The organism is Pseudomonas sp. DWRC2-2 (assembly GCF_049897885.1).
GTDB classification, from domain to species: Bacteria; Pseudomonadota; Gammaproteobacteria; order Pseudomonadales; family Pseudomonadaceae; genus Aquipseudomonas; species Aquipseudomonas azotoformans_A.
Genome location: NZ_JAFCXD010000001.1, coordinates 1,090,624 through 1,110,405, shown reverse-complemented (window position 1 = coordinate 1,110,405; position 19,782 = coordinate 1,090,624). Strand labels below are relative to the sequence as shown.

Here is a 19,782-nt window from a genome sequence, read left to right as displayed (position 1 = left end):
GAGCTTGAGGTTTGCGTACGCAGCCAATCTTTCACTTTTTGCCATCGGCCAACCTCGGAAAGCTTTGACCTTCCTGTATCTAGAATCTCAAGCAGTCGCTGTCTCTCCGCACGAGAGGGGAACCAATCATCAATCTCGACGCTGCAGTGGATGGACTCACTCAATGCCCATCTAACGATCATGTCCGCAGCCGCTCTGTAGTGATCTGCCATGAACAGGCGATGGCCATTCACTGACCACCCACGCTTTGCTAGCTCATCGGTCACGTCGATGATGCCAAGGTCACCAAAGTAGGCTGTGGTGTCAGGATAATGGATACCTGCCAACGACACCTTAGCCACCCCCGATTCCCGATCAAAATAGGAAAGGAAATGCCACCCACCTGTGGTGCTTTCGGGATGAGGGAAATTGATGGCGGCTTTGCCTGTTATGTAGTGCTTGTGCGAGACGCGTTTGAGGTCAAAGTCGAAAAGCGGCTGGGCCATGAGGGCTTTCCTGAATTTTTGAGCGCCGATTCGGTTTAAGCGGAGCACACCCCCAGTTCGTGGTATAGCAGCCCATCGAAGGGTGGAGGATCGCGTTGTTCTAGTTGATGTAAATCATAACCGTATTAAAAAGCGTGTGGCATATCTCTACGCATTGAGAAGTATGCTGCGAACGAACAGATAACGCTCGAAAAATACCAGTGAAAAAATATTGTAGTTTCGCTAAGGAATTTGTGAGTGCCGCCGATGATAAATGTTCACTAATTAGCTAAGGGGCTGTGCGTGTCTGACGGTATATTTTCTGTGATCAAGAGCGTTTTTCCCACGTTCGTGGCTGGAGCTAAAGATCTACAGCGTTCCATAATTACTCCGACCGAATTTTTCAAAGATATGAAGCTGCGCAATTACTGGTGTGCGCAAGCCAGCTTGATCGGGCTCGTAATGGCCGTTGCGTTATCACTACTAAGCTTTCCATCGCTGAAAGGGATTGGGATAGAGCTGGGTAAAGACTTTGTAGCCGTCATGGTTGTCCTGAATTGCATGCTCCTGATCCTCTATGGAGCTTGCTTCTGGTTAGGCGCACGTTTCATGTTTGGAAAGGGGGCGCTGTTTTCTACGATCAACTCATTTTTTTATATCTCGATTTGCCTAGTCTTTATGAAGATCGCTGAGATGCCAGCGCTGGGTTCGAGAATGACCGCTTTAGCACATAGCTGTGAGCTCTGGGAATTTGGAGCGAATGTCACTGCAGCAATATCCGCAAGTTCTGTTTCCAGGACGTCGAACTTTTTAATCGGCGTATTTTACCTTGCATTTACTGTTTGCTCGGTAAAACTCCAGCGAGGCGTCAATGACTTCGGTATCGTAAGGGGAGTGGTGTCCGCGATTTTTGGGATGGTATTCTTAAGTTTAGCCGTTATTTATATCCAAGAGCCTGCAGTGTATGCAGTGGTCTGCGGCTACTTAGGCGAAAAGTGACTAACCATGTTTTGATTGGTTGGCTAGCTAGCGTTACGTCCTTATAGATCAGCGATTAAGATAACTCATGATTTAACTGTACCATGGCTGGTTGTTTCTTTGCGTCAACAGCCATGGAACGGTTATCGAGGATTCAGACCGGCGGGCGTGGCCCGAATTCTTCTTCAATCCTTTCACTCCATGCTGAGTTTTCAGGTTTGTTAGCGGCCCCTCCTACTATTCTAATAGCGTATGCGCGGCACACCTCCAGAAGCGAGGGCGGGATGTATTCCAGTATCCCTCTGTATTCTTTGTAGTCCCCGTCACGGTACTGGTACAAATCAGCGCACCAAAGATCGTAGACCCAGTCACTGATTTCCTCGTCGCTTTGAGGAAGAGCAACCAATTCTTTGACGAATTTGTTTAGGTGCTGACGCTCCCTTTTGGAAAAGCCTCGGGTGGTTAGGCTAAAAAACTTCAAAGCCTTAATAGCTGGTCTGACTCTCCAAGTGAGCGAATCAAGTGAGTCAAGGTCTCGCATCAGCGGCACTAGCTGATACGGATTGAGCAACTCGCCGGTATCTGTTGCCACGGAATGCATTATACGGTCAAGGTGGAAGCTTCTACGCTCACTTCGCATGTGGCAAAAGGCATCAATGTTTTTATCAGTTTCCTTGCAGGGATCCGATATATCCCTTTCTGTGATATTACCTGCGCCATCCTGGTACTTGATGCGTATGCGCATTGTTGCTCCTGAAATTCTGTACTGAGCTGTAAAATGTCACTGTTCATCTATTGTCGGGCGGGGAGCGAGTCTCGGAGGCGCGGCTCTTATCTATCCCCCACACTGCTTTAGCTACTTCTTCAATTTTTGCGACAAATTTATCGACGTTGAGCCCTGCGATGAAAGCCAGCGCGAAGAAACCAATTTCACTCGCGTCAGATTTAGAGCTGGATTCCAATACCAGCAAGCCCGCTTTGAGGAAAAGATAACTAACGGCACCAGCAATCACGCTCGTAATGGGGCGGATGAAGTACCACGCATACCAGTCCGTATCCCACCTTTTGTGGACGCATTTGTTCAAGTACACAGCCCTGAGGCAGTAAAGGCAGCCCCCCACGCAACCAATTGCACCACACATCAACGGAATCCGTAGCACCTCATAAGGTTGTGCAAGCCAACCTAGCGCCATTGCGCCTATCGAGTAGGTCGCGATGAACAGCAACAGCACAAGATAGCCTACGATCAGAAGCAGCACTTAATAGTCCTTCAATTGGTCGGAGCACGTTCCGATAGTAACTGTGCAATCAGTTTCGCCCATGATGAACATGACAACTGGCAGGCCATCGTTGGCCATGGTCAGGGCTAAGGAAGCTAGTAGATTCATGTCGTCGGAGCTCGGACGTGACGAGTGCTTGGGCGGATGCGAATGCCAGTCACCGATGTAGTCGACGATCCCGGCTGTTCTCCGACGCGTATCAAGAAGCACTTCTTCCTGGCCCTCGTACCCTCGAATGAAGGAGGTGGGTGTAGAGACGCTATCTGGAGGGGCAGGCATTCCTTTGACTATATTGATAGTTTTCAACTGATGGTCAGTGTATCCAAGCAATATTCCACCTGTTTCATTAGGTAGCGCCTGGCTTCTCAGGCTGCGGATTTGTTCAATAAATCCTTGATCCCACCGGACTGTCCAGCCATCTGACCGTGCTTCCTTTGATTCAGAAATGGGTATTTCATGCGCTGCGACGCCGCCGGTTTCATCGTTTACATCCCATACACACGCTCGCGCCCCCGATTTGGCTTGGCTCAGCCTTACCTGCCGGCTGAGGAGTGATGCATGGAGGCGAATCAGTTCGACAGAAAGCCTGAGGGAAATATCTCTGCATCCGTTCCCGACCCATTCACCTTTGCTGTGTCCATCAAGATGAAGTTCTCCCCACGGCGACTCAAGGATTGCACGGTAGTATTGGGCTTCGATGCTCGATATTCGAACGCCCCTGTCGCGGTCTTCGAGAAGCAATACTGAGCTTCTACCTGAAGGTGTGAGGAATACGCTTGCAGTACGAGGTGTTCCATCACGCTCACCTAATTCCCTCGGTACATGCAACGTCGTCGTGGCGTCCACTACTAAGCTTGCGTTGCTTAGTGCCGCCGAGACATTCACATCTTCGTCGACAACGCTCGCGTCAATCGCCATATGCGGTGGTTGTTCGGGGAATATTTGATCCAGAATGCTTTTAACGGCTCTGACTTTCGGGGATCCGATAGCAGAATCCGAAATGATGTGCCGTGCCAGGTTGTGAGGCATAGCTTGGTCAGGATCTATCAAAGTCCACTGACCCCAAGACTCTCTCGTCCACGTTTCCACCATGGAGCTGCCGAGAGCACCTACCCCAGCGATCACTCCTTCGAAATCCGAATCTGCAGATTCCAGGCACGACAATGACCGGATGAGTGGCTTGTCGAGCTTATATCGAAGCTGGGTTGGCAAAATTGAAATAGCTTTCCATCGCTCCTCTAGCGTTTGGCCTATGAGCTCAACGGGGCTCCAGCTTCCTCGGTATTCATCATAAAAAAGCAACCCGCAGGCTTCACCCAGATGGAGCAGGGAACTGGTAACCCAATAGGCGAGGTCGTCAACCTTGTCCACTGTCCCGTTCCGGAGTCTCGGAACCGATAGCAAAATAAGAACGCATTTTGGACGCTGTTCATTGGATGAAAGATCAGTGACCGAAATCAACTGCTTGATTGCTTTGGTAAGCTCGTCAAAAAAGGAACCGCCACGAACAGCCACCCATTGGTCAAGGTCTCCCAAGGTCGCTGGGAAGCGCTCGACGCGCGAGCTTTCAACAGGCGGCAAATTAACGCGAAGGGTAGGGATACCCTTCATTCCACATGCCGTTGCTGCATTCGCATCTACATAGTAGCCAAGGTAAGTGGTGACCTCAGTGCTACCGGACTCGGCTTCAACAAGAACCAAGCGGCGAGCAGGGTTTAAAGATTCCTGGGCGTGTTTGGCGGGCAAGATAATTTGGAACGATGTGTTGAAAAATAATTGCTCCAAAGGCTGATCGCCGAGATGAAGCGAATTTTCGGCTGATTCCCGCAACCACCAGAGCACCCTCGCAAGAAACTTTTGAGGAGTCCAGGAGCGCTGAATCTCTGACCATGTGCTGTTGTACAAGCATAAGGAAAGTGGCTCGCCGGTACGGGTGTAATTTTGATGGCCTAGAACAGGGAACTCACTTCTTAAAGCCCTCACCCCAACAGGTGGGTCTTCCTCCGCGTTCACAGTGAGTGCTAACCACTCCTTACGCAAGATACCGTTTGGGTTGTGGGCCCCAACCGACCCGTCTCCGGCCTTCACCACAATTATCTCGGTCAGGCCTGTGCCGTCTGATAGCGACCGGACTTCCTGGATCTGGAAGTATTCATGCCTTTCGCATGCTCGATAGATCTCAACCGACAAGGGAAGTGTCAGTGCCTGCGCTCCATCTTCGAGTGGGTTACCCCACTCGATGAGACTGAGGCTCACTTCTTGACTCCTGCCCGAGGTGCCGCCGCTGCCACAGCGCTGCTCGCTGCCGCGATCCCTACAGCTGCTCTCACCAATCCCGATGATGTGACCTCAAACCGGATCGTCTCTGGTTTGGCCTTGTCGCCGACACACAGAAAAATCCCGTTGACGTCATCCAGGATGGACTCGTACTCCCGCTTAGCTCGAATGCAAGGTGGGTCGTTTTTGTCATCGACCACCTTTTTGCTGCTGGCGACAATGATCGCACCCTGACGAGCTTGACCCAACGCAGATCTTGCACCCTCGGATACCTCTGCATCTTCCCCATAAGTCGACCAGCTGTGGTGCGAAAGTGCGTGCCACGAACAGTGGTGCGGAGCCTGGAGCAGATCGTATTCCAGCACTTCAGGAGTTTCTTTGTAACGTTCCCAGATTCGCTCCCAGATAGAGGTATGGGCATCGCCACCAGTCAGAAAGCGAGTTTTATTTCGGCTGAATGACGACGGAGCCAACTCGATACTCAAAATCACACTTGAGTGATTTTTCGAAAGAGTCTCTTCTGTCTCGTCATCCTGCTTGGGCATAGGTGCCAAGAGTTTTGCGCTGAAGAAGTCACCGTAGGTATGCCCGCCAATGGTCGAGAATGTCTCCCCTGTCTTCACTAGGATGGGTTGGATGTTGTCGGTTTTACCTCCTTCATCCTCACCGAAAACTCGAACCCCATTACCAACCACTGCGTAGCCGAGCTCCTTCCAGCGAAGGACTCGGCGCCTTGCTTCAACGTGAAAGGCGTGGGCGTCGTCACACAGTGTTAGGCCGAGCGAGTTACGTCGCCGAAAAATCATAGGAGACGACCACATCTCACGAATCACGATTCGCTTTTCAGCTTGCGGCTTTTTATCGTCCGGGTAGTCCTCAATCGGCCCAAGCCAAAAATGCTTGCGCACGCCGAGGCAGTGATCTTCGTCAGGATGGCTGAGAAGAAACGCATCCACGTAGGGGCGTTGGTCAGCATCTGTCAGCAACTGCTTCCTCAGCTCCCCCGCAACATCCGGCGTCTCATCCTCAGGATCATCTGCCGCTTGGCGAATCCGGACGTCAATGATGATGGTAGTGGCATCGGCGTTAGCCAGTCGCACCATGGTCATGTCGCCGTTACCCACCGGGAAAAACGCAATTTGTCCAGCCATGGTGCACACCCCCAAAAGAAGACGCGAATCGTCGTGATGGCAATACGGTACTCATAAAAATTAGATGAGTCTAGTTTTTAGTAGTGTTACCATCGCACCATTCATTGCACTAGGCTCAACAGATGACTGACCACCCACCAAAAAAGGCAGGCCGCTGGGGCCAGATGCGCCGTTTGGAGTTCATTGACTTCAGGCTTTTGTGGGAAGGACGGGTAAATCGGGCTGATCTGCTCGATTTCTTCGGAATTTCTGCTCCGCAGGCTTCTTTAGACTTCGCTAGTTACTTGGAGCAGGCGCCAGGAAATGCAGTCTATGACAAGACCGTAAAGGCCTATGTGGCCACGGACACGTTCACCCCGAAATTTGCTCCTGACGACGGTTTGCGCTATTTGGACGAGCTTCTCGCACGGGAGATGGGCGTGATTGATGAAGCAGAAAGCTTCATCGGTTGGGCGCCTCCGATGGATTCGGTGCCCAACCCTATCCGTCTAGTCGATAAGCCGGCGCTTATAAAAATTCTTCGAGCTATTCAGCGGCAGGAAGCGCTTGAGATTAATTACCAATCGATGAGTGGGCCAGATCCAACCATCAGGACTGTCGCGCCACATGCTTTAGGGTTCGATGGCTACAGATGGCATGTGCGGGCCTATTGTTTTAGACGTAACCAACACATAGATTTTGTTCTCGCAAGAATACTTTCGTTGGTTCCGAAAGACCTGCCGTCTACACCACCTTACGATAAGTTATGGCATACCTATGTACAGGTTGTAATTGGAGCTAACCCTGAGTTGGACGAAGGGCGTCGTCGTGCCATTGAGTTGGATTACGGTATGCAGGATGGCCAAAGTACGTTGACCACCCGTCAATCTCAGCTTTGGTATCTTCTACAAAAGCTTGGTCTCAGGAACCACAATCCTGATCCTAAAGCACAGCAACTGGTACTTCTCAATCAGCCAGAGTGCCAACAATGGTTAGGTGAGTAATCTAGCTCGTGCACAGTAATTCAGGCCGATATTTGCAAATCTACTGATGGATTAAACATGGTTGCGATATTAGAGTTGGTGAAAGATCCCTACGAGCGAAAGGCTAGAGTGATACCAGGGCTTCTGGTTTCACTGCCGCTGCTTGTGCCCTTACTGTGCGTTTATGGTGCTAAACATCCCGTACTTACCAGTGTCATTGGACTGCTGGGCGGGTGTGGTGCAATCTACGCGTTGGCGAGCGTTGCTCGTGGTCGAGGAAAAAAGCTGGAAGAAAAGCTGCTAAAGACATGGGGAGGAATGCCTACGACTTTAGCCTTGCGGCACAGTGATAAATTCCTGGATAGCGTCAGTAAGCAGAGATATCACCAACAGATATCGTCAAAGCTGGGAATTGATATGCCTAGTGAAAAGCATGAAAAATCGGATCCTGCTAAAGCTGATGATATCTATATTGGCGCGACTAAGCGCCTCAGGGAATTAACTCGTGGCAATAAAAATCTCCTACTGAAAGAAAATATCGCCTATGGCTTTCATCGCAATATGCTCGCGATGAAGGCTGTAGGAATTCTGTCTTGCCTTTGCGGATTAGGGTATGGCGGACTGATTGCGGGAGTAATTCGAGTCAAGCCGCCTCATTTTGAGCCGATTCATTTGGCAGATCCAGGGCTTGCAGCAGGGCTCACAATTCTTATTTCTGGGTCACTTTTGATGGCTTGGTTATTTTATTTCGACAAGGATGCTGTAAAGCGGATGGGTTTTGTCTATGCGGAACGCCTGTTCGAGTGCCTTGGTTCCCTACCCAATCCGAGGTCAAGAAAGAAACCAGCCCAAGCGCCGGTGGAGCCCTAGACTCATACGGATTTAACTTTAATACAAGTAGTCAATTATAATCATGCAGGGAGGCAAAATGCCTACGATAAAAAGCTTGTCCGTTGGTAATGGCGATATGTTCTATATTCTTCATGGTGGTGACAACTTCACCATGATTGATTGTAATCTGAATGCTGGGAATTCCGATGAGATTATCGCCGAGCTCAAGGAAGTATCAAAAACCAAAAGTATGCGACGCTTCATCTGCACTCATCCGGATGAGGATCACTTCAAAGGCATCGAGAAACTCGATAAAAAATTTCCTATAGCGAATTTTTATTGCGTAAAAAACAAGGCTCAAAAACCGGATCTAACGGATTCGTTTCTTCATTATTGTGCCTTGAGGGATAGCGGGAAGGCTTTTTTCCTTGAGAAAGGTTCAAAGCGTAAGTGGCTTAATCAAGGCGATGACGACCGTGGATCTTCCGGGGTTCATGTTCTTTGGCCGGATACCTCTAACGCAGACTTTAAGGAAGCTTTGCGTAAATGCGATGCTGGTGAAAGCTTCAATAACGTGTCCTGTGTATTGAGGTACTCTGTAAAAGGAGGGGCAAGCTTTCTTTGGTTAGGTGATCTCGAGACTGACTTCATGGAGAGCATTGTAGATGACATCGAACTGGAAAAAACAACCGTCGTATTCGCCTCTCATCACGGTAGAGCATCCGGTAAAATTCCAGACTCTTGGCTCGAGAAGCTTGATCCTCAAATCATTGTAATCGGTGAAGCTCCATCGCGGCATCTTCACTACTACACCGGCTATAACGTTATTACCCAAAACAAAGCAGGCCATATTACGATGGATTGCGTAGATAACATGGTTGATATCTATGTAACGAACGAAGAGTATGAGCGCGATTATCTTGAGGATCATGGCAAGCGAGCTTACCCAGGATATATTGGCTCCTTAGAAGTCGAGACTGAGTACACACTCTGATTTGGCTGGCTGCTTGAAGGTATTTGTTCGGGGGGATTGCCTCATAAGATTCTTATGCAAGTACCCACAGCCTAGGTGCCCATTACCCGCAGTCATTGGAGAAAATATTCTCTGGATGTTATCGAAAGGTTCTGAGGGCAGGGCTGGCAGGGCCTGGGAAACAGAGGTAATTAAAAAGACAATGAAGCTCGAGCGGATTGTTATCGAGCAGTGTTCTGGAAGTTTTAGACGCATGGCGAACTCGAAGTGAGAGTGTTTTATCATGACTAATCAAGCTGTGCTTTCTGAAGGACGTTACCTGCTATTCTTGGATATCCTGGGGTTTAGTCAGTTGGTCGAGACTAAAAGCGTTCAGGAAGTTTACGGGGTGATTGATGAATCTCTAAAAGCATTTGGTTACTGGGAAAGAATGAATGGTCTTTTCAAGACTATTTATTTCTCCGATACATTTATTTTTTACCAAGATCCCAAAGGTTATGCTAATTGGGCCTTTCTGGATGTTTACGCCATCGGTGCAATGTTGCTTTCAGCGCTTTTGGCAAAAGGGATTCCTGCAAGGGGGGCAATCTCTTTTGGGGAATTTGAAGTTGATCTCGATACTACCGGTCGGCACCAACTCTACTTTGGTAAGGCTTTGATTGAGGCTTACAGAGCCGAGCAAGCTGAAAAGTGGATTGGCATCACAGTGCTGTCTTCAGCATGGATGCCCTATGAACAGAATAATCCTGGCTCGATTGTCTCTTGGGAGCGGGAAGGGACTTGGTTAAAAAGGGGGGACAATGTGTTACTGCTCAATCCGTTCATAAAGCTCCGAGGGTGGTACGACCTGTTCCTCGTAGGCGAAGTCCCTACGCCGTATTCGCTGTACGATGAGCCGGAATTTCCGAATGATATTCTGGCATTCAAGTTTATTCGCGAGCAGGCAGAATTTTACGCCGCAAAGAACGATTTTATGAGCGCAGCAGCGGTTAAATATCACGTAACCGTGAATTTCTTGAGGAAAGTTTTGGGTGATGATGTCTATCGATGGGGGGCGGAGGCTGCGTTACCGGGAAATTTCTAGAATCTTTTTTTAACGGCTCGTCGCTTTTCGAAAATTCAGAAATACGCTGTGCGCAATTTAACGCTCAAATGAGTAGTCTAGGGAAATGCTATGGGTAGTATGGAGCTAAATATTATGAAAGCTGGAGATTTACTTGTCTCGTCTGCAAATACTTTGCCGAGTTGGGGGATTCGGATCGGAACGGTGAGTTGCGTAAGTCACGTTGCCCTGGCGACTTCAAGTAGCAGTGTCATTGAGTCTGCTCCAACGGGGACTCGTCCGAAGTCGCTTTCTGATTTTTTGAAGGATAATAGAAGAGTTTATCTTTTAAAGAGACCTACCGAGTTAAGTCCACATCAGGAGAGTCTGTTGCAAAAATCAGTAGCGGGTATTCAGCGGGACGGCTACAACTTGCCTCGCAGCCTTACATCTGGATTTGTCAGGTTTGGGTTTTGGTTTTGGTTGGTTTGCTTTTTACTTGTAAATTCCAAACTGATTTTTGATTACAATGCGCCTTGGCTTATTTTGGCCGGGTATAATTTTTTAATGGGACTATTGTTTTTGGTTATTTACACTTGTGCTTGGCCGGAGCGATTTAATCGTGCTGTTGATAAGTTACACCTTCCGGGATTTATGAAAACTGATCTCGAGAAGCATTTCTGCTCTCAGCTGGTTATGGAGCTCGATCAGAGTATTGGTGGTGGCCTATCAAAGGGCGTAATAAAAATCCATGAGCTCAGGCCTAAAGACATAAAACGGCGCGCTATTAAGAAGTTGGGTTACGAATGCAGGAGAATCAAACCTCCGATAATTTAATTTTCACGTATCAAGATCAAGGCTTTGGCACTACTATCTGCCTGTTGTTAAGAATGGAGTTGAATGCGAGGGAGTTTGAACGCATGACTACTCTAGTCTGACGCGGACGATCATATGGGTATCCTATGCCGTCCAAACGTGTCCCCTAGGTACCTGGAAAAATCAGCTGGCTTAGATCGTTTTGTCAAAGGTACTCAGGCAGACCTGAAACAGGTACTCAAGGGAGGAGGGAATGAAGCTATTTTTAGACTGCGAATTCACTCAGCTCAACCGAGATACTAAGCTGATTTCGCTGGCACTCGTGTCCGAAGCCGGCCACGAATACTACGTCGAGCTCACAAACACATATCTAGTGGGAGACTGCAGCTACTTCGTGATCCAGAACGTCCTGCCTCAGCTCAACCTACCTAAACATGGGCAACCCTTGGTCGAAGCTCAAACCTCACTGCTCGCTTTCTTGAGCAATCTTGATGGCCCGCTTGAGATTTGTTCGGACGCTCCTAATTGGGACTGGGATCTCTTCTGCCAATTGGCATACGTAAATCATCGTTGGCCTGCTAACGTTGCCAATAGTCCAACCAACCTGATCCTGCTATTCAGGCATCTCGAAGCGGATGCTATCGGCGACGTGGTGCTGCCAGAACTTCCACACCACGCACTGCTGGATGCTCGCCTCTTAGCCGACCTTTATCGTCGACTGACTGCCGGCTCCAATCGAGGCATTGAACATGGCTGATGATCTTCGTACGCGTGAGTCTGTCAGGCGCAAAGCCCTCTGGACACTTTCGCACCTGATGCCAGGCGATCCGAAGGCTGCCGCGATTCTGGATGTTCTAGACGAAATTGACGACCAGGAACGGGTCGACTTAAAGCTGAGTCATCCAAGCCTCGATACCGATGCCGTCCGCAAAGCAGTCCAGATTGAGCGCCACCGTTCCAGTATCAACATTGTGGACGAGGCAAGTATTCCACAGCCGTGGCGTGAGCGTTTTCTACAAGCGAGCATCGGCTCGACGCGCCTGATCGATGGCCCATACGCCCATGATTGGGAAAAATTTCTGGCTCAATGGCAGGCTGAGACGAAGCACTTGGGTGCTCACATGTCTGCAAGGCGTGAGCATGAGCGTTAAGCGTCGAAGGGCACCTTCGATTGTCTACTTTGGATAGTGCTGACTATACTGGCAACACTAAATATCTGAGGTGTTACATGTCCCGTCTCGCTGAATTCCGCGCGCTTGAACAACAGCTTGCTGCCCAATTGGCAGAGCTTGAAACACTGAAAAACGATGATGGTCTGAAGCGTGAAATTGAATTCGAGACGAAACTTCGTGACCTGCTAGGTGAGTATGGTTACAGCTTGCGCAACATCATCGCGATTCTCGACCCACAGTCTTCCAGCCGCAGTGCGCCTGCAGCTTCTGAGACCAAGGGCACCCGTAAAGCTCGCGCTGTGAAGGTTTACAAAAATCCTCACTCGGGCGAAGTTGTCGAGACGAAGGGCGGCAACCACAAGGTTCTGAAGGAGTGGAAAGCTGAATACGGTTCCGACACCGTCGAGAGCTGGCTGGCTCAGTAAGTTCGGTTGAGTACAAATAGAGGGCCTTGCGGGGCCCTTTTTTATGGGGGCTAGGAAATGCTTCGTTCAGCAGCGCTTGAACTGGCAACGAGCTTCAGGTTGGCAGTCCAGATAATCGTAGAGACGGGCAATGTTCCCATGCACATCCAAGGTTTCCCACGCGGATGCTGCGGGATCATTTCTGAGCTCATGGGCGACTATTTGAACACCGTAGGGATCGGCGAATTCTTCTACGTTTGCGGGATGAAGGACGGCGCTTCACATGCTTGGCTTGAAGTCGATGGGCTGATCGTCGACATCACCGGTGACCAATTCTCCAACCGACCTGGTATCTATGTCGACAAACCAGACGCTTGGTACGGCGAGTGGCAGGAGGACACCAAGCACTTAGCGCTTCATGAATCCTCCGCATTCTTCTATGGTGAAGAGCGACGATTCCTAGAGCGCGTGCTAGAACGCATCAACAAAAACGAGGCAGATGACGCAGGCTTACCAAAGTAAGCCTGCGGGTCGAGTGTGTGTCTAGGCCCTACTGATGACACCACCTGTCTCCAATGCTGTCAGTAACTCTTGAAATGAGAATGTATGCAGAATCTCAAAATACTTTTAAATATCCTTGAGGCCATGAAGCCCTACCGTCCGCGCCACGCCTTGACCAAATTTGAACTCGTCGTAGATCGAGTTTCGAAATATGGGGTTATTGCCGCCTCTGTACCATTCTTTTTGCTCACACTGCTCGCCATCTGGCACAAGTTTGTCTCTCAACTATCGAGCGGATGGGTCAGCCTTGCTGTTTGGAGCGCAGTGCTGTCCCAACTAATTGCGACGCTGTCCCTATTATGTCCACCCATTCTAATGTTCTGCAGTATATGGATGTGGAGGGAACGCTCACGCATTCTCAGGGATGCTGAGATTGACCATGATCAGGCCTTTGCCGCTCAACTAAGGTGCTACGACGCGGTAGACCTAAAAAGCGCCAAACGTCACCTGGAGCTTAAGATAAAGAGGCTGGAGCGGCGTTTGGGTTACTTCATTGAGGCTGATGGTAAAAAATTTGCAGTGTTCTCTCTCTTAATCTTAAATTTCACGCTCGGCAACATGCTCACTCAAGGCAACTGGTCAGCTCTATTTTCAACAAGTTTAGACAGTCCGGCATCGACTAAAATCGTAACTATATTGATAGCGTTCCTCTTTGCAATTTCCATCGGCGCGATGTGCGTGCGCTTTATCACCAATCGTGACACTTATCGTATAGAGCTGATCGAGATATCTCTGGCTAACCGTGATCTTGAGTGATTCCACTAGCAAAGAAGCGAGACACTTACGCCCGTTGGTGTTCTCGTTCCTATCCAGGCCTACCATGTTGATAGCCCATCGCCAACCGATTGGGACGCTTCCCGTCCATGACCCCAGTGAGGCCGCGAAGTGCTTGATTCAGGCGTGGCTATTTAAAGATATGGGCGCTCCTGCCGATCAGTTTGTGAGATGCAGTGCGCCTAGTCAGCTTTTTTCATGCTAGGTATTACCTGACCAACGTGAGGCGTCATGGCTATAAGCATTATCCTGCTCATCATCCAAATATTTATGATGACCGCTTGGGGAGAGGGGAACCTACGAAAGACGCCTGAGGGTCAGAAGGTTTTAGCGACACTATCGTCATTAGGCCTGTTTTTCTTGCGTTGGCGTGCCAATGCGGATTACAAAAAAGAGATGGCTTTTTTGGGCAAAGCTATGGGATGGCTGGCTATCGCGTCTGTAATGGCTTTTTTTATCCTGCCAGCTTCTGCTAAGCCTGTTGTATCTGTCTACTGTGTAACGTTCATGGGGCTTTGGTTATCCATTCGGGTTGGCATGGATATCAAAAGCCAGCTGATGGATATGTTGGGGTGGGCGGCGTTATTTTTCTGTATCCCATTTATTTTTTTGGCTTGTGATTACTTCCACCTGCTGCCGGGCAGCCTTCTACGTGCGACTGCAGCGCCTCTCAGTTTGATGCTGGGACATGAACTGCTGGACTATCAGCTCGCCCTGGCAATGGCGATTATAGGTGGTATTGGCGGGCTATTTATGGGGCTTATGAATATCGTCGTTTTTTCGATCTTCCCGCTGTTGCTTCTATTTTTTATGGTTGTTGTTTCGAAGGTTTCCAAATTTTTATTGGGCAGATCCGTAAACGCGGCTCGAAACTTTGTTGCGCTTTATGTTCTTGTGGTAGGGCCTACCTTATTAGTTCTACATTCGTTGCAGGTCTTTTAATGCAGGTTATTATGGACTGTAAGATCGCTCGTGTTGAAAACTAGCAAGCGGAGCGCTCAAGCCGGCACGGCTAGAAACGTGAGGATGGAAGCCCGAAGGGGCAAGACGTCCTTAGGGGCGGCTTGGTTTACGACAGCCGCGCTCGAAGAGCCGCGCCCTCAGCATTCTTTGGCATAGGCCTCCAGCCAAAATTCCCCTGATCGCAGATCAGCCGGTACCCGTCGCAATTCTCAACGTGATATGCGATTTCGTACTCTCGCCAATCTGTCATAACGCGACTGTCGATCTCCGTAGGTTGTCGCTCGATCAACCACGCCATTGCGTTGATGAACTGTCCATGCGAGAAAACTACTATGTCCTTCGCTGGATAGGCGGCAAGCCGCCCCAGAAACGCTTGTGCCCGCGATACAAACTCTAGGAATGACTCTGCACCATCACCATCACCGTCTACAGACGAAGGGTCGGCCTGATTCCAATATCTGGCACCGTATCTGACCAAGCCCTGTGGCGTTCAAGAACTGTATCCGTACGAGCAAGGCGAGGGGACGACTGTTGTAAAGGTGCTTGCCGAGTTTGATGAGTAGCTGGCCAGGTTTGGCAAACGCTACCTGCACCTGAATACCAGCGGTGATGAGTATGGAGGATATATCGTGGATGCCTACCGCCTCGACATCATGATCGCGATGGCGAAAAAGGCCGGGATAGAGGCGAGGCTTGAAACTTTCTAAAGGGCAAAAGCTTCAAGCAGGTTGCCTGCTTGCTACCGTTATTTTTGAACCAAGTCTTTGTATAACTCTCGGGCCTCAATGATCTGATCCCTGAGCTCCTGGGGGTCAATGCGCATGCCCCCGCGAGGTGTTACCTGAAGCGTCTTCAACCGGTTCGCAGCTTTGATGAACTCTCGTTCTTCCGCCCTAATCCACTCGGGGCGCTTGTCTTTCCAAAATAGCCAACCCATCTGCCCGGCCTCGTCTTTGATCGGATGCTCAGCAGTATGTGGGAGCGGTAGCCAATGTCCAAGTAGGAAGGTGAGTCGGATCACTCTGCAAGCGGAGCGCGCAGACCAGGAGGGTCGAAGGGCATGAGGATGGAAGCCCGAAGGGCCAAGACCTGTCGTAGACAGGACTTGGTTAACGACAGCCGTCCCTGCTAGGGCATGCCACTACAACCGCAGCGTCGAATACTACCTCAAGGCGCGCTGTTCAAATGACCGAGGCACAACGCCCTGGGCGCAAAGATCACACGTTTTTCGCAATGCTACTTCGTCGCCAGAAGACACCTTCGCGTGGCTAAAGATCGTCGACAAAAAACGCTTCCGTTCGCTATTGCCGAGTTCAGACCAGACCCTTGGCTGACCTTGTGCATCTGGCACCGCAAGACGATCAAGGAAATACTCTTCAAGGCTGTGGAGCCGTTGCTGGCCATCGACCAGAATCTCGCTGTTCTCCGCCAATGCCCTGCCAGTGCTCGCCGGCTCCGACCAGTCATTTGTAAGGTAGCTTCCCAGGTCTCCCCCTGACCACACAGAGGTAATGAAACGAGCCTGCTGGCCAACGTTCCACTTCACGCCGCGCGCCCACTTAGGTATTGGCATGCCCATGGCAAACCGCTCAGCCCACGGAGATCTATCGCGAGCGGAGGACGGTTCTACCAAATACTTTTCCCAGTGACCTACCAGAACATCAATTGGGTAATGACTGACGGTTGTAGCCAGAACCCGCTGCGGCATCCGGATGCGTAATTCAGACGGTTCGTCGTCGGCATAGCGTTGAAAAATAGAAGTCATGGTACTCACTGGTGGCTACAAATTGGTGGAGGTGCTGGAATCAATTCGGGCGCATCGCCATGCGTCGACAGTCTCGATGATCAATACATCTCGTTCGATGGAAATGTGGATCTGGTCGCTGTCGACCAGCGCATGTGCGTAGCCCTCTACATAGGCTGCTGCTTTATCAAATGCAGAAAGGGTTTCCGAAGACTTGATGACGCTGATCAGACGTTGCCAGGCACCGTGCTGGCGGTTGCCCAGGATCGTCTTGGGAAACGAAATGGCGGCACTCAATCGCTGTGCGTATTCATCGGTTGGTGGGATCAAAGCGGTTCGCTCGAAGGGATACATACCTATGACAAACGGTTGGTTTTGGAAAACCTTGAGCTGGTGCGGAAGATTTTGTCTGCAGTCCAGGTTGAAGGCTCATCGCAACCAGCAAGCCTCTCTAGTGGGGCCTGGTAATACGAGGATCGGGTGTGGCAGCGCCGATCTCGAAGCTGAATGCTTGGTTATTCATGCTCGGGAAAAGCTGCTCCACCGCCGCGCGATAGGGCTTGCCAAGGCTGCTACTGATACCGAGAGCAACGTCACGCCCCCGGAGCATAGCGAACGCCTCAATTGCATTGGGGGTATGCCTCAATGGAGTTGAGCTCGGCCAGCAGAGCGCACTCCATCTCAACTCGCCGAGATTCTGAAAGCAGGATGCCGACGTGCTCGGCGAGCTCAAGCAGCTCCAAGTTCAGCGTCATGATGACGTGTGCATCACCAGGTGAGGGCGCCGGCCTTGCTTGATGCCTTCCCGCAGCAATTGGCGGTATGGGTTCGTTCTTCGACCTATCCGCCCAACCGTCCCGAACGCGTCAAAAATTGCCGTCTTGGTCACCGTCACTCCCACCCTGAACGTCTCGTCTCAATCGCTGAGTTTGGAGTCCAAGCCGCTACTCAGGTAATACTTCGTCATCGACTCCGTTGGCCAGTGGCCCATTTGTTTTGCCACGATTGGGAGCGGACTACTCACAGTGGCCATCTGCATAGCCGCGTTCAACTTTAAGGACATGCGAATCGTGAGTGGACTGACTTTGGCAGGATCAATGCCAGCTTTGTGTGCCCAAGCCTCGCACAGTTTTTGAAGTGCCGAAGGCGACATAGGGATTTCTGGGCTCCTTTTGGATTGGAACAGAAGGGCGTTTCCCGCCAGATTCGCGGTGATAATGAAGCGGCTGATGGGTGTCCAGTATTTGGGAGGCAATGTGACTCGCGCTTTTTTGGGGCCCCGAGAAACAAAGAGGGTGCGTTCATCATCTTCAGAAAAGTCGCTGGGCCTCGCGCTTAAGTATTGCCCTTTTCGAAGGCCGGCCATCATGCAGCTCATCAGTGCCTGATCTCGCAGGCTCTCCGTGGTCTCAACGGCCCGACTGAGAGACTCAAGTTCTTCGTCTGATAACTGGGGGGAGGAGGGCTTCCATGCAGACTTCGCCATCTGAGTTCTCAAAGCTGACATGTTCGACCCAGTGGACTGTTCACCATGACGTGGCGGTTGATGAACCTTTTTTGGCATCTTGAATGCTGAGAGAGCGTTAAGGTGCAGCGAGTCGATCATCCGCGCCAGTGCCGCTTGGTCTGAGGCAAACCACTCGCTGGGTGTCATCGCCGCTTTGATGGAGAGCATCAGTGCCTGCCTCACCGCAGACTGGCTTGAGAAGGAACCTGCTGGCATCTGCTCACTCGTGGAAACTGCCAGATCCTTGTAGTCCTTGTAACCAAGTCCCTGGGCAAGAAGCTCCAGGGCTGATGTGTGGGTGAGTGGGCTTGGGCCACACCACTGCTTCTGCAGATTCTTGGCGAGTTTCTTCAGGCTACTGTTGCGGATGAGGTCTTTTGGATGTACTGGGACGCGCATTGGCAGTTCTCCAATATCGTCGAGGCGTCGGCTGCCCGCTGACTATTGTCGAAATGCGTGCGTGAAGAAGGGTTTCGAAACCTGTGGCACTAAAGCCTTCGCGAGCCGACCGCCCGATCCAGATACATCGGTCGGCAAAAGCTATCACGTCGATCTTTGAGCTGTCCAGTGAGAAGGATACGTAGGCACTTTGGCGTTCTTGACTGGAAAAGAGCACTCCCATGTGTATACGTCGAAAGGGTCACTATCGGCCTTTACGAGGTCACTACTCAAGGAAGTAGGTGTGAATGTGGGCGAGCTAGGGCTCTACACGTATGTTAGAAGGTGCTTACTACCGGGATTGGAAGAAGTTGGTCACGTGGAATGACCCACCCGGAACTCCACAGGCGTGCAAGTAGAAACAGATGAGGGTAAATAGTACATGACGTGTACTTCAGAACCTACTCAATCAAAATGCCGAACTATAAATGTCTACTACGTCGTTGTCAGCTTGACGACAAGCATTTATGGCATATTGATTGAGCAGGATATTCTGGCCTGGTACGTTAGCTTTGCAAGCTGACCGCAGGAGTCCAGGTAATCCCGTCCTCGTGGACTTTGTGAGTCTATCCGGATATTACAGAGTTTTCAACTCAAAGACCAAGATCTAGCTCAAGTTTCCATCCCCTTAAGCGGCGCGATGCACGCCTTGAATTGAACAGTGTCTCAAAAAGAGCCTCGGTGAAATCATTCCACTCGCTGTCGCATGGTGGCAGCCTGTCCATCGGCCATTGATCTTTGATCACGTCTCGCAGCATCTCGCTAAGAGTGTACGCTGGGTCGCTAATACATCCTGCTGGCGGTACGAATTGAAGTGCCTCTTGTCCTGTAACGCTATACACGTTCCTGTCGAACAGCGCTGACACGGTGGGTTTAGCAAGGATCGTGGAAAAAACATCTCTAATGACTGCTTCTGATAGGTGAAGCGACGATAGCTCCCATACCTCTTGGATCAGTGGAAGCGTCCATCCGCAAGTTACACCCGATCTTACAACCGCCTCACTTACTGCCTTGGTGGTAATGAAAGGCTTCCTTTTACCGCCCATCACAAAGCTCCTTAAGATTCGTCGTCATATGCTTGGATTGCCGACACGAGGTTGGTATGCGAGCCAGGTCATCGCGAGTAATGACCTTTACGGCATTGCCCAACGGAGAGTGGATACCTTCCAGCCCATCCTGACAGGTGATAGTGGATGTATGTCGCTCTGCTGCTACCACGGTACTAAGGCCATTAGCAGACTCGATGAGCTCATATCGAGCAGCCGATACACTATCCAAGCGCCTCCATGCATACCGCTGCATGAGTATTCCAGCCTGTAAGATCCCCAAGTGATGACTTACCTGCGGGTGCTTTTTATTCTGCTGAGCGAAGCGGAGGAGGGCTGTCCTGGCTTCTTCAGGATCCATCGAAAGCCTACCTTGGTCAGTCGAATAGTAGTCTTCCA

The 19,782-nt window shown here is 50.4% G+C and carries 19 protein-coding genes and 2 pseudogenes; 12 read left to right on the top strand and 9 right to left on the bottom strand.

The features are described 5' to 3' along the window. Nucleotides 1-11: 11 nt before the first annotated feature. Nucleotides 12-485: pseudogene (locus tag ACP7EW_RS05430) on the bottom strand (hypothetical protein); the annotation flags it as partial. Nucleotides 486-767: 282 nt separating this feature from the next. On the opposite strand from ACP7EW_RS05430, the gene ACP7EW_RS05425 reads away from it, so the two are divergent. Further along, on the top strand, nucleotides 768-1,463 hold the full coding sequence (locus ACP7EW_RS05425; protein WP_426215774.1) for a hypothetical protein: 696 nt from the start codon (nucleotides 768-770) through the stop codon (nucleotides 1,461-1,463). A 133-nt stretch (nucleotides 1,464-1,596) separates the two neighbouring features. On the opposite strand, the gene ACP7EW_RS05420 is transcribed toward ACP7EW_RS05425, so the two are convergent. From ACP7EW_RS05420 to ACP7EW_RS05405, 4 genes are read right to left on the bottom strand one after another with little or no spacing between them, the layout of a single operon-like run. Next, nucleotides 1,597-2,187, bottom strand: a complete 591-nt coding sequence (locus ACP7EW_RS05420) for a hypothetical protein (protein ID WP_426215772.1) — start codon at nucleotides 2,185-2,187, stop codon at nucleotides 1,597-1,599. Nucleotides 2,188-2,230: 43 nt separating this feature from the next. Continuing rightward, nucleotides 2,231-2,701, bottom strand: a complete 471-nt coding sequence (locus ACP7EW_RS05415) for a hypothetical protein (protein WP_047573592.1) — start codon at nucleotides 2,699-2,701, stop codon at nucleotides 2,231-2,233. After that, nucleotides 2,702-4,978: a Mov34/MPN/PAD-1 family protein gene (locus ACP7EW_RS05410; protein ID WP_426215769.1), complete on the bottom strand. Its 2,277-nt coding sequence runs from the start codon at nucleotides 4,976-4,978 to the stop codon at nucleotides 2,702-2,704. Continuing rightward, the gene (locus ACP7EW_RS05405) at nucleotides 4,975-6,150 is read right to left on the bottom strand and encodes a metallohydrolase (protein WP_168224312.1); all 1,176 of its coding nucleotides are present in this window, start codon (nucleotides 6,148-6,150) and stop codon (nucleotides 4,975-4,977) included. Before ACP7EW_RS05405 ends, ACP7EW_RS05410 begins: the two co-directional genes overlap by 4 nt. A 122-nt stretch (nucleotides 6,151-6,272) precedes the next feature. On the opposite strand from ACP7EW_RS05405, the gene ACP7EW_RS05400 reads away from it, so the two are divergent. From ACP7EW_RS05400 to ACP7EW_RS05350, 11 genes are all read left to right on the top strand, one after another. Then, entirely contained in the window at nucleotides 6,273-7,133 is an 861-nt protein-coding gene (locus ACP7EW_RS05400) for a helix-turn-helix transcriptional regulator (RefSeq protein ID WP_368979103.1), read from the top strand. Nucleotides 7,134-7,190: 57 nt separating this feature from the next. Next, nucleotides 7,191-7,982 (top strand): hypothetical protein, encoded by a 792-nt coding sequence (locus ACP7EW_RS05395; protein ID WP_426215766.1) that lies wholly within the window; start codon nucleotides 7,191-7,193, stop codon nucleotides 7,980-7,982. A 58-nt stretch (nucleotides 7,983-8,040) separates the two neighbouring features. Next, a complete protein-coding gene (locus tag ACP7EW_RS05390) occupies nucleotides 8,041-8,937 on the top strand; it encodes a ComEC/Rec2 family competence protein (protein WP_008438068.1) in 897 nt (298 codons plus the stop codon). Nucleotides 8,938-9,199: 262 nt separating this feature from the next. Further along, nucleotides 9,200-10,000, top strand: a complete 801-nt coding sequence (locus ACP7EW_RS05385) for a hypothetical protein (RefSeq protein WP_426215764.1) — start codon at nucleotides 9,200-9,202, stop codon at nucleotides 9,998-10,000. A 114-nt stretch (nucleotides 10,001-10,114) separates the two neighbouring features. Beyond that, nucleotides 10,115-10,795, top strand: a complete 681-nt coding sequence (locus ACP7EW_RS05380; protein ID WP_426215762.1) for a hypothetical protein — start codon at nucleotides 10,115-10,117, stop codon at nucleotides 10,793-10,795. A 232-nt stretch (nucleotides 10,796-11,027) separates the two neighbouring features. Beyond that, nucleotides 11,028-11,531 (top strand): hypothetical protein, encoded by a 504-nt coding sequence (locus ACP7EW_RS05375; protein WP_426215760.1) that lies wholly within the window; start codon nucleotides 11,028-11,030, stop codon nucleotides 11,529-11,531. Then, nucleotides 11,524-11,925: a hypothetical protein gene (locus ACP7EW_RS05370; RefSeq protein ID WP_426215758.1), complete on the top strand. Its 402-nt coding sequence runs from the start codon at nucleotides 11,524-11,526 to the stop codon at nucleotides 11,923-11,925. The genes ACP7EW_RS05375 and ACP7EW_RS05370 overlap by 8 nt, the downstream gene beginning before the upstream one ends. 77 nt (nucleotides 11,926-12,002) lie before the next feature. Further along, nucleotides 12,003-12,371, top strand: coding sequence for a histone-like nucleoid-structuring protein, MvaT/MvaU family (locus ACP7EW_RS05365; protein WP_426215756.1), 369 nt, complete (start codon nucleotides 12,003-12,005; stop codon nucleotides 12,369-12,371). Between the two features lie 57 nt (nucleotides 12,372-12,428). After that, nucleotides 12,429-12,872 carry a hypothetical protein gene (locus ACP7EW_RS05360; RefSeq protein ID WP_426215754.1) on the top strand — a complete coding sequence of 148 codons (444 nt, stop codon included), beginning with the start codon at nucleotides 12,429-12,431 and terminating at the stop codon, nucleotides 12,870-12,872. Between the two features lie 84 nt (nucleotides 12,873-12,956). After that, complete coding sequence (locus ACP7EW_RS05355; protein WP_426215752.1) at nucleotides 12,957-13,667, top strand: hypothetical protein; 711 nt, start codon at nucleotides 12,957-12,959, stop codon at nucleotides 13,665-13,667. Nucleotides 13,668-13,916: 249 nt separating this feature from the next. Beyond that, nucleotides 13,917-14,627 (top strand): hypothetical protein, encoded by a 711-nt coding sequence (locus ACP7EW_RS05350; protein ID WP_426215750.1) that lies wholly within the window; start codon nucleotides 13,917-13,919, stop codon nucleotides 14,625-14,627. A 127-nt stretch (nucleotides 14,628-14,754) separates the two neighbouring features. On the opposite strand, the pseudogene ACP7EW_RS05345 reads toward ACP7EW_RS05350, so the two are convergent. The 4 genes and pseudogenes from ACP7EW_RS05345 to ACP7EW_RS05330 form a co-directional block, all read right to left on the bottom strand. Beyond that, nucleotides 14,755-15,105, bottom strand: a pseudogene (locus ACP7EW_RS05345) (histidine phosphatase family protein); the annotation flags it as partial. A 705-nt stretch (nucleotides 15,106-15,810) separates the two neighbouring features. Continuing rightward, nucleotides 15,811-16,413, bottom strand: coding sequence for a DUF262 domain-containing protein (locus ACP7EW_RS05340; protein ID WP_426215748.1), 603 nt, complete (start codon nucleotides 16,411-16,413; stop codon nucleotides 15,811-15,813). Nucleotides 16,414-16,428: 15 nt separating this feature from the next. Further along, on the bottom strand, nucleotides 16,429-16,722 hold the full coding sequence (locus tag ACP7EW_RS05335) for a hypothetical protein (RefSeq protein WP_426215746.1): 294 nt from the start codon (nucleotides 16,720-16,722) through the stop codon (nucleotides 16,429-16,431). A 586-nt stretch (nucleotides 16,723-17,308) separates the two neighbouring features. Further along, nucleotides 17,309-18,298, bottom strand: coding sequence for a tyrosine-type recombinase/integrase (locus ACP7EW_RS05330; protein WP_426215744.1), 990 nt, complete (start codon nucleotides 18,296-18,298; stop codon nucleotides 17,309-17,311). Nucleotides 18,299-19,782: the final 1,484 nt, after the last annotated feature.

Bases quoted from the DNA above. Each gene is read 5' to 3' on its own strand.
- ACP7EW_RS05420 (WP_426215772.1), bottom strand. From the start codon at position 2,187: ATGCGCATACGCATCAAGTACCAGGATGGCGCAGGTAATATCACAGAA.
- ACP7EW_RS05405 (WP_168224312.1), bottom strand. From the start codon at position 6,150: ATGGCTGGACAAATTGCGTTTTTCCCGGTGGGTAACGGCGACATGACC.
- ACP7EW_RS05400 (WP_368979103.1), top strand. From the start codon at position 6,273: ATGACTGACCACCCACCAAAAAAGGCAGGCCGCTGGGGCCAGATGCGC.
- ACP7EW_RS05395 (WP_426215766.1), top strand. From the start codon at position 7,191: ATGGTTGCGATATTAGAGTTGGTGAAAGATCCCTACGAGCGAAAGGCT.
- ACP7EW_RS05390 (WP_008438068.1), top strand. From the start codon at position 8,041: ATGCCTACGATAAAAAGCTTGTCCGTTGGTAATGGCGATATGTTCTAT.
- ACP7EW_RS05385 (WP_426215764.1), top strand. From the start codon at position 9,200: ATGACTAATCAAGCTGTGCTTTCTGAAGGACGTTACCTGCTATTCTTG.
- ACP7EW_RS05380 (WP_426215762.1), top strand. From the start codon at position 10,115: ATGAAAGCTGGAGATTTACTTGTCTCGTCTGCAAATACTTTGCCGAGT.
- ACP7EW_RS05375 (WP_426215760.1), top strand. From the start codon at position 11,028: ATGAAGCTATTTTTAGACTGCGAATTCACTCAGCTCAACCGAGATACT.
- ACP7EW_RS05370 (WP_426215758.1), top strand. From the start codon at position 11,524: ATGGCTGATGATCTTCGTACGCGTGAGTCTGTCAGGCGCAAAGCCCTC.
- ACP7EW_RS05365 (WP_426215756.1), top strand. From the start codon at position 12,003: ATGTCCCGTCTCGCTGAATTCCGCGCGCTTGAACAACAGCTTGCTGCC.
- ACP7EW_RS05360 (WP_426215754.1), top strand. From the start codon at position 12,429: ATGCTTCGTTCAGCAGCGCTTGAACTGGCAACGAGCTTCAGGTTGGCA.
- ACP7EW_RS05355 (WP_426215752.1), top strand. From the start codon at position 12,957: ATGCAGAATCTCAAAATACTTTTAAATATCCTTGAGGCCATGAAGCCC.
- ACP7EW_RS05350 (WP_426215750.1), top strand. From the start codon at position 13,917: ATGGCTATAAGCATTATCCTGCTCATCATCCAAATATTTATGATGACC.
- ACP7EW_RS05340 (WP_426215748.1), bottom strand. From the start codon at position 16,413: ATGACTTCTATTTTTCAACGCTATGCCGACGACGAACCGTCTGAATTA.
- ACP7EW_RS05330 (WP_426215744.1), bottom strand. From the start codon at position 18,298: ATGCGCGTCCCAGTACATCCAAAAGACCTCATCCGCAACAGTAGCCTG.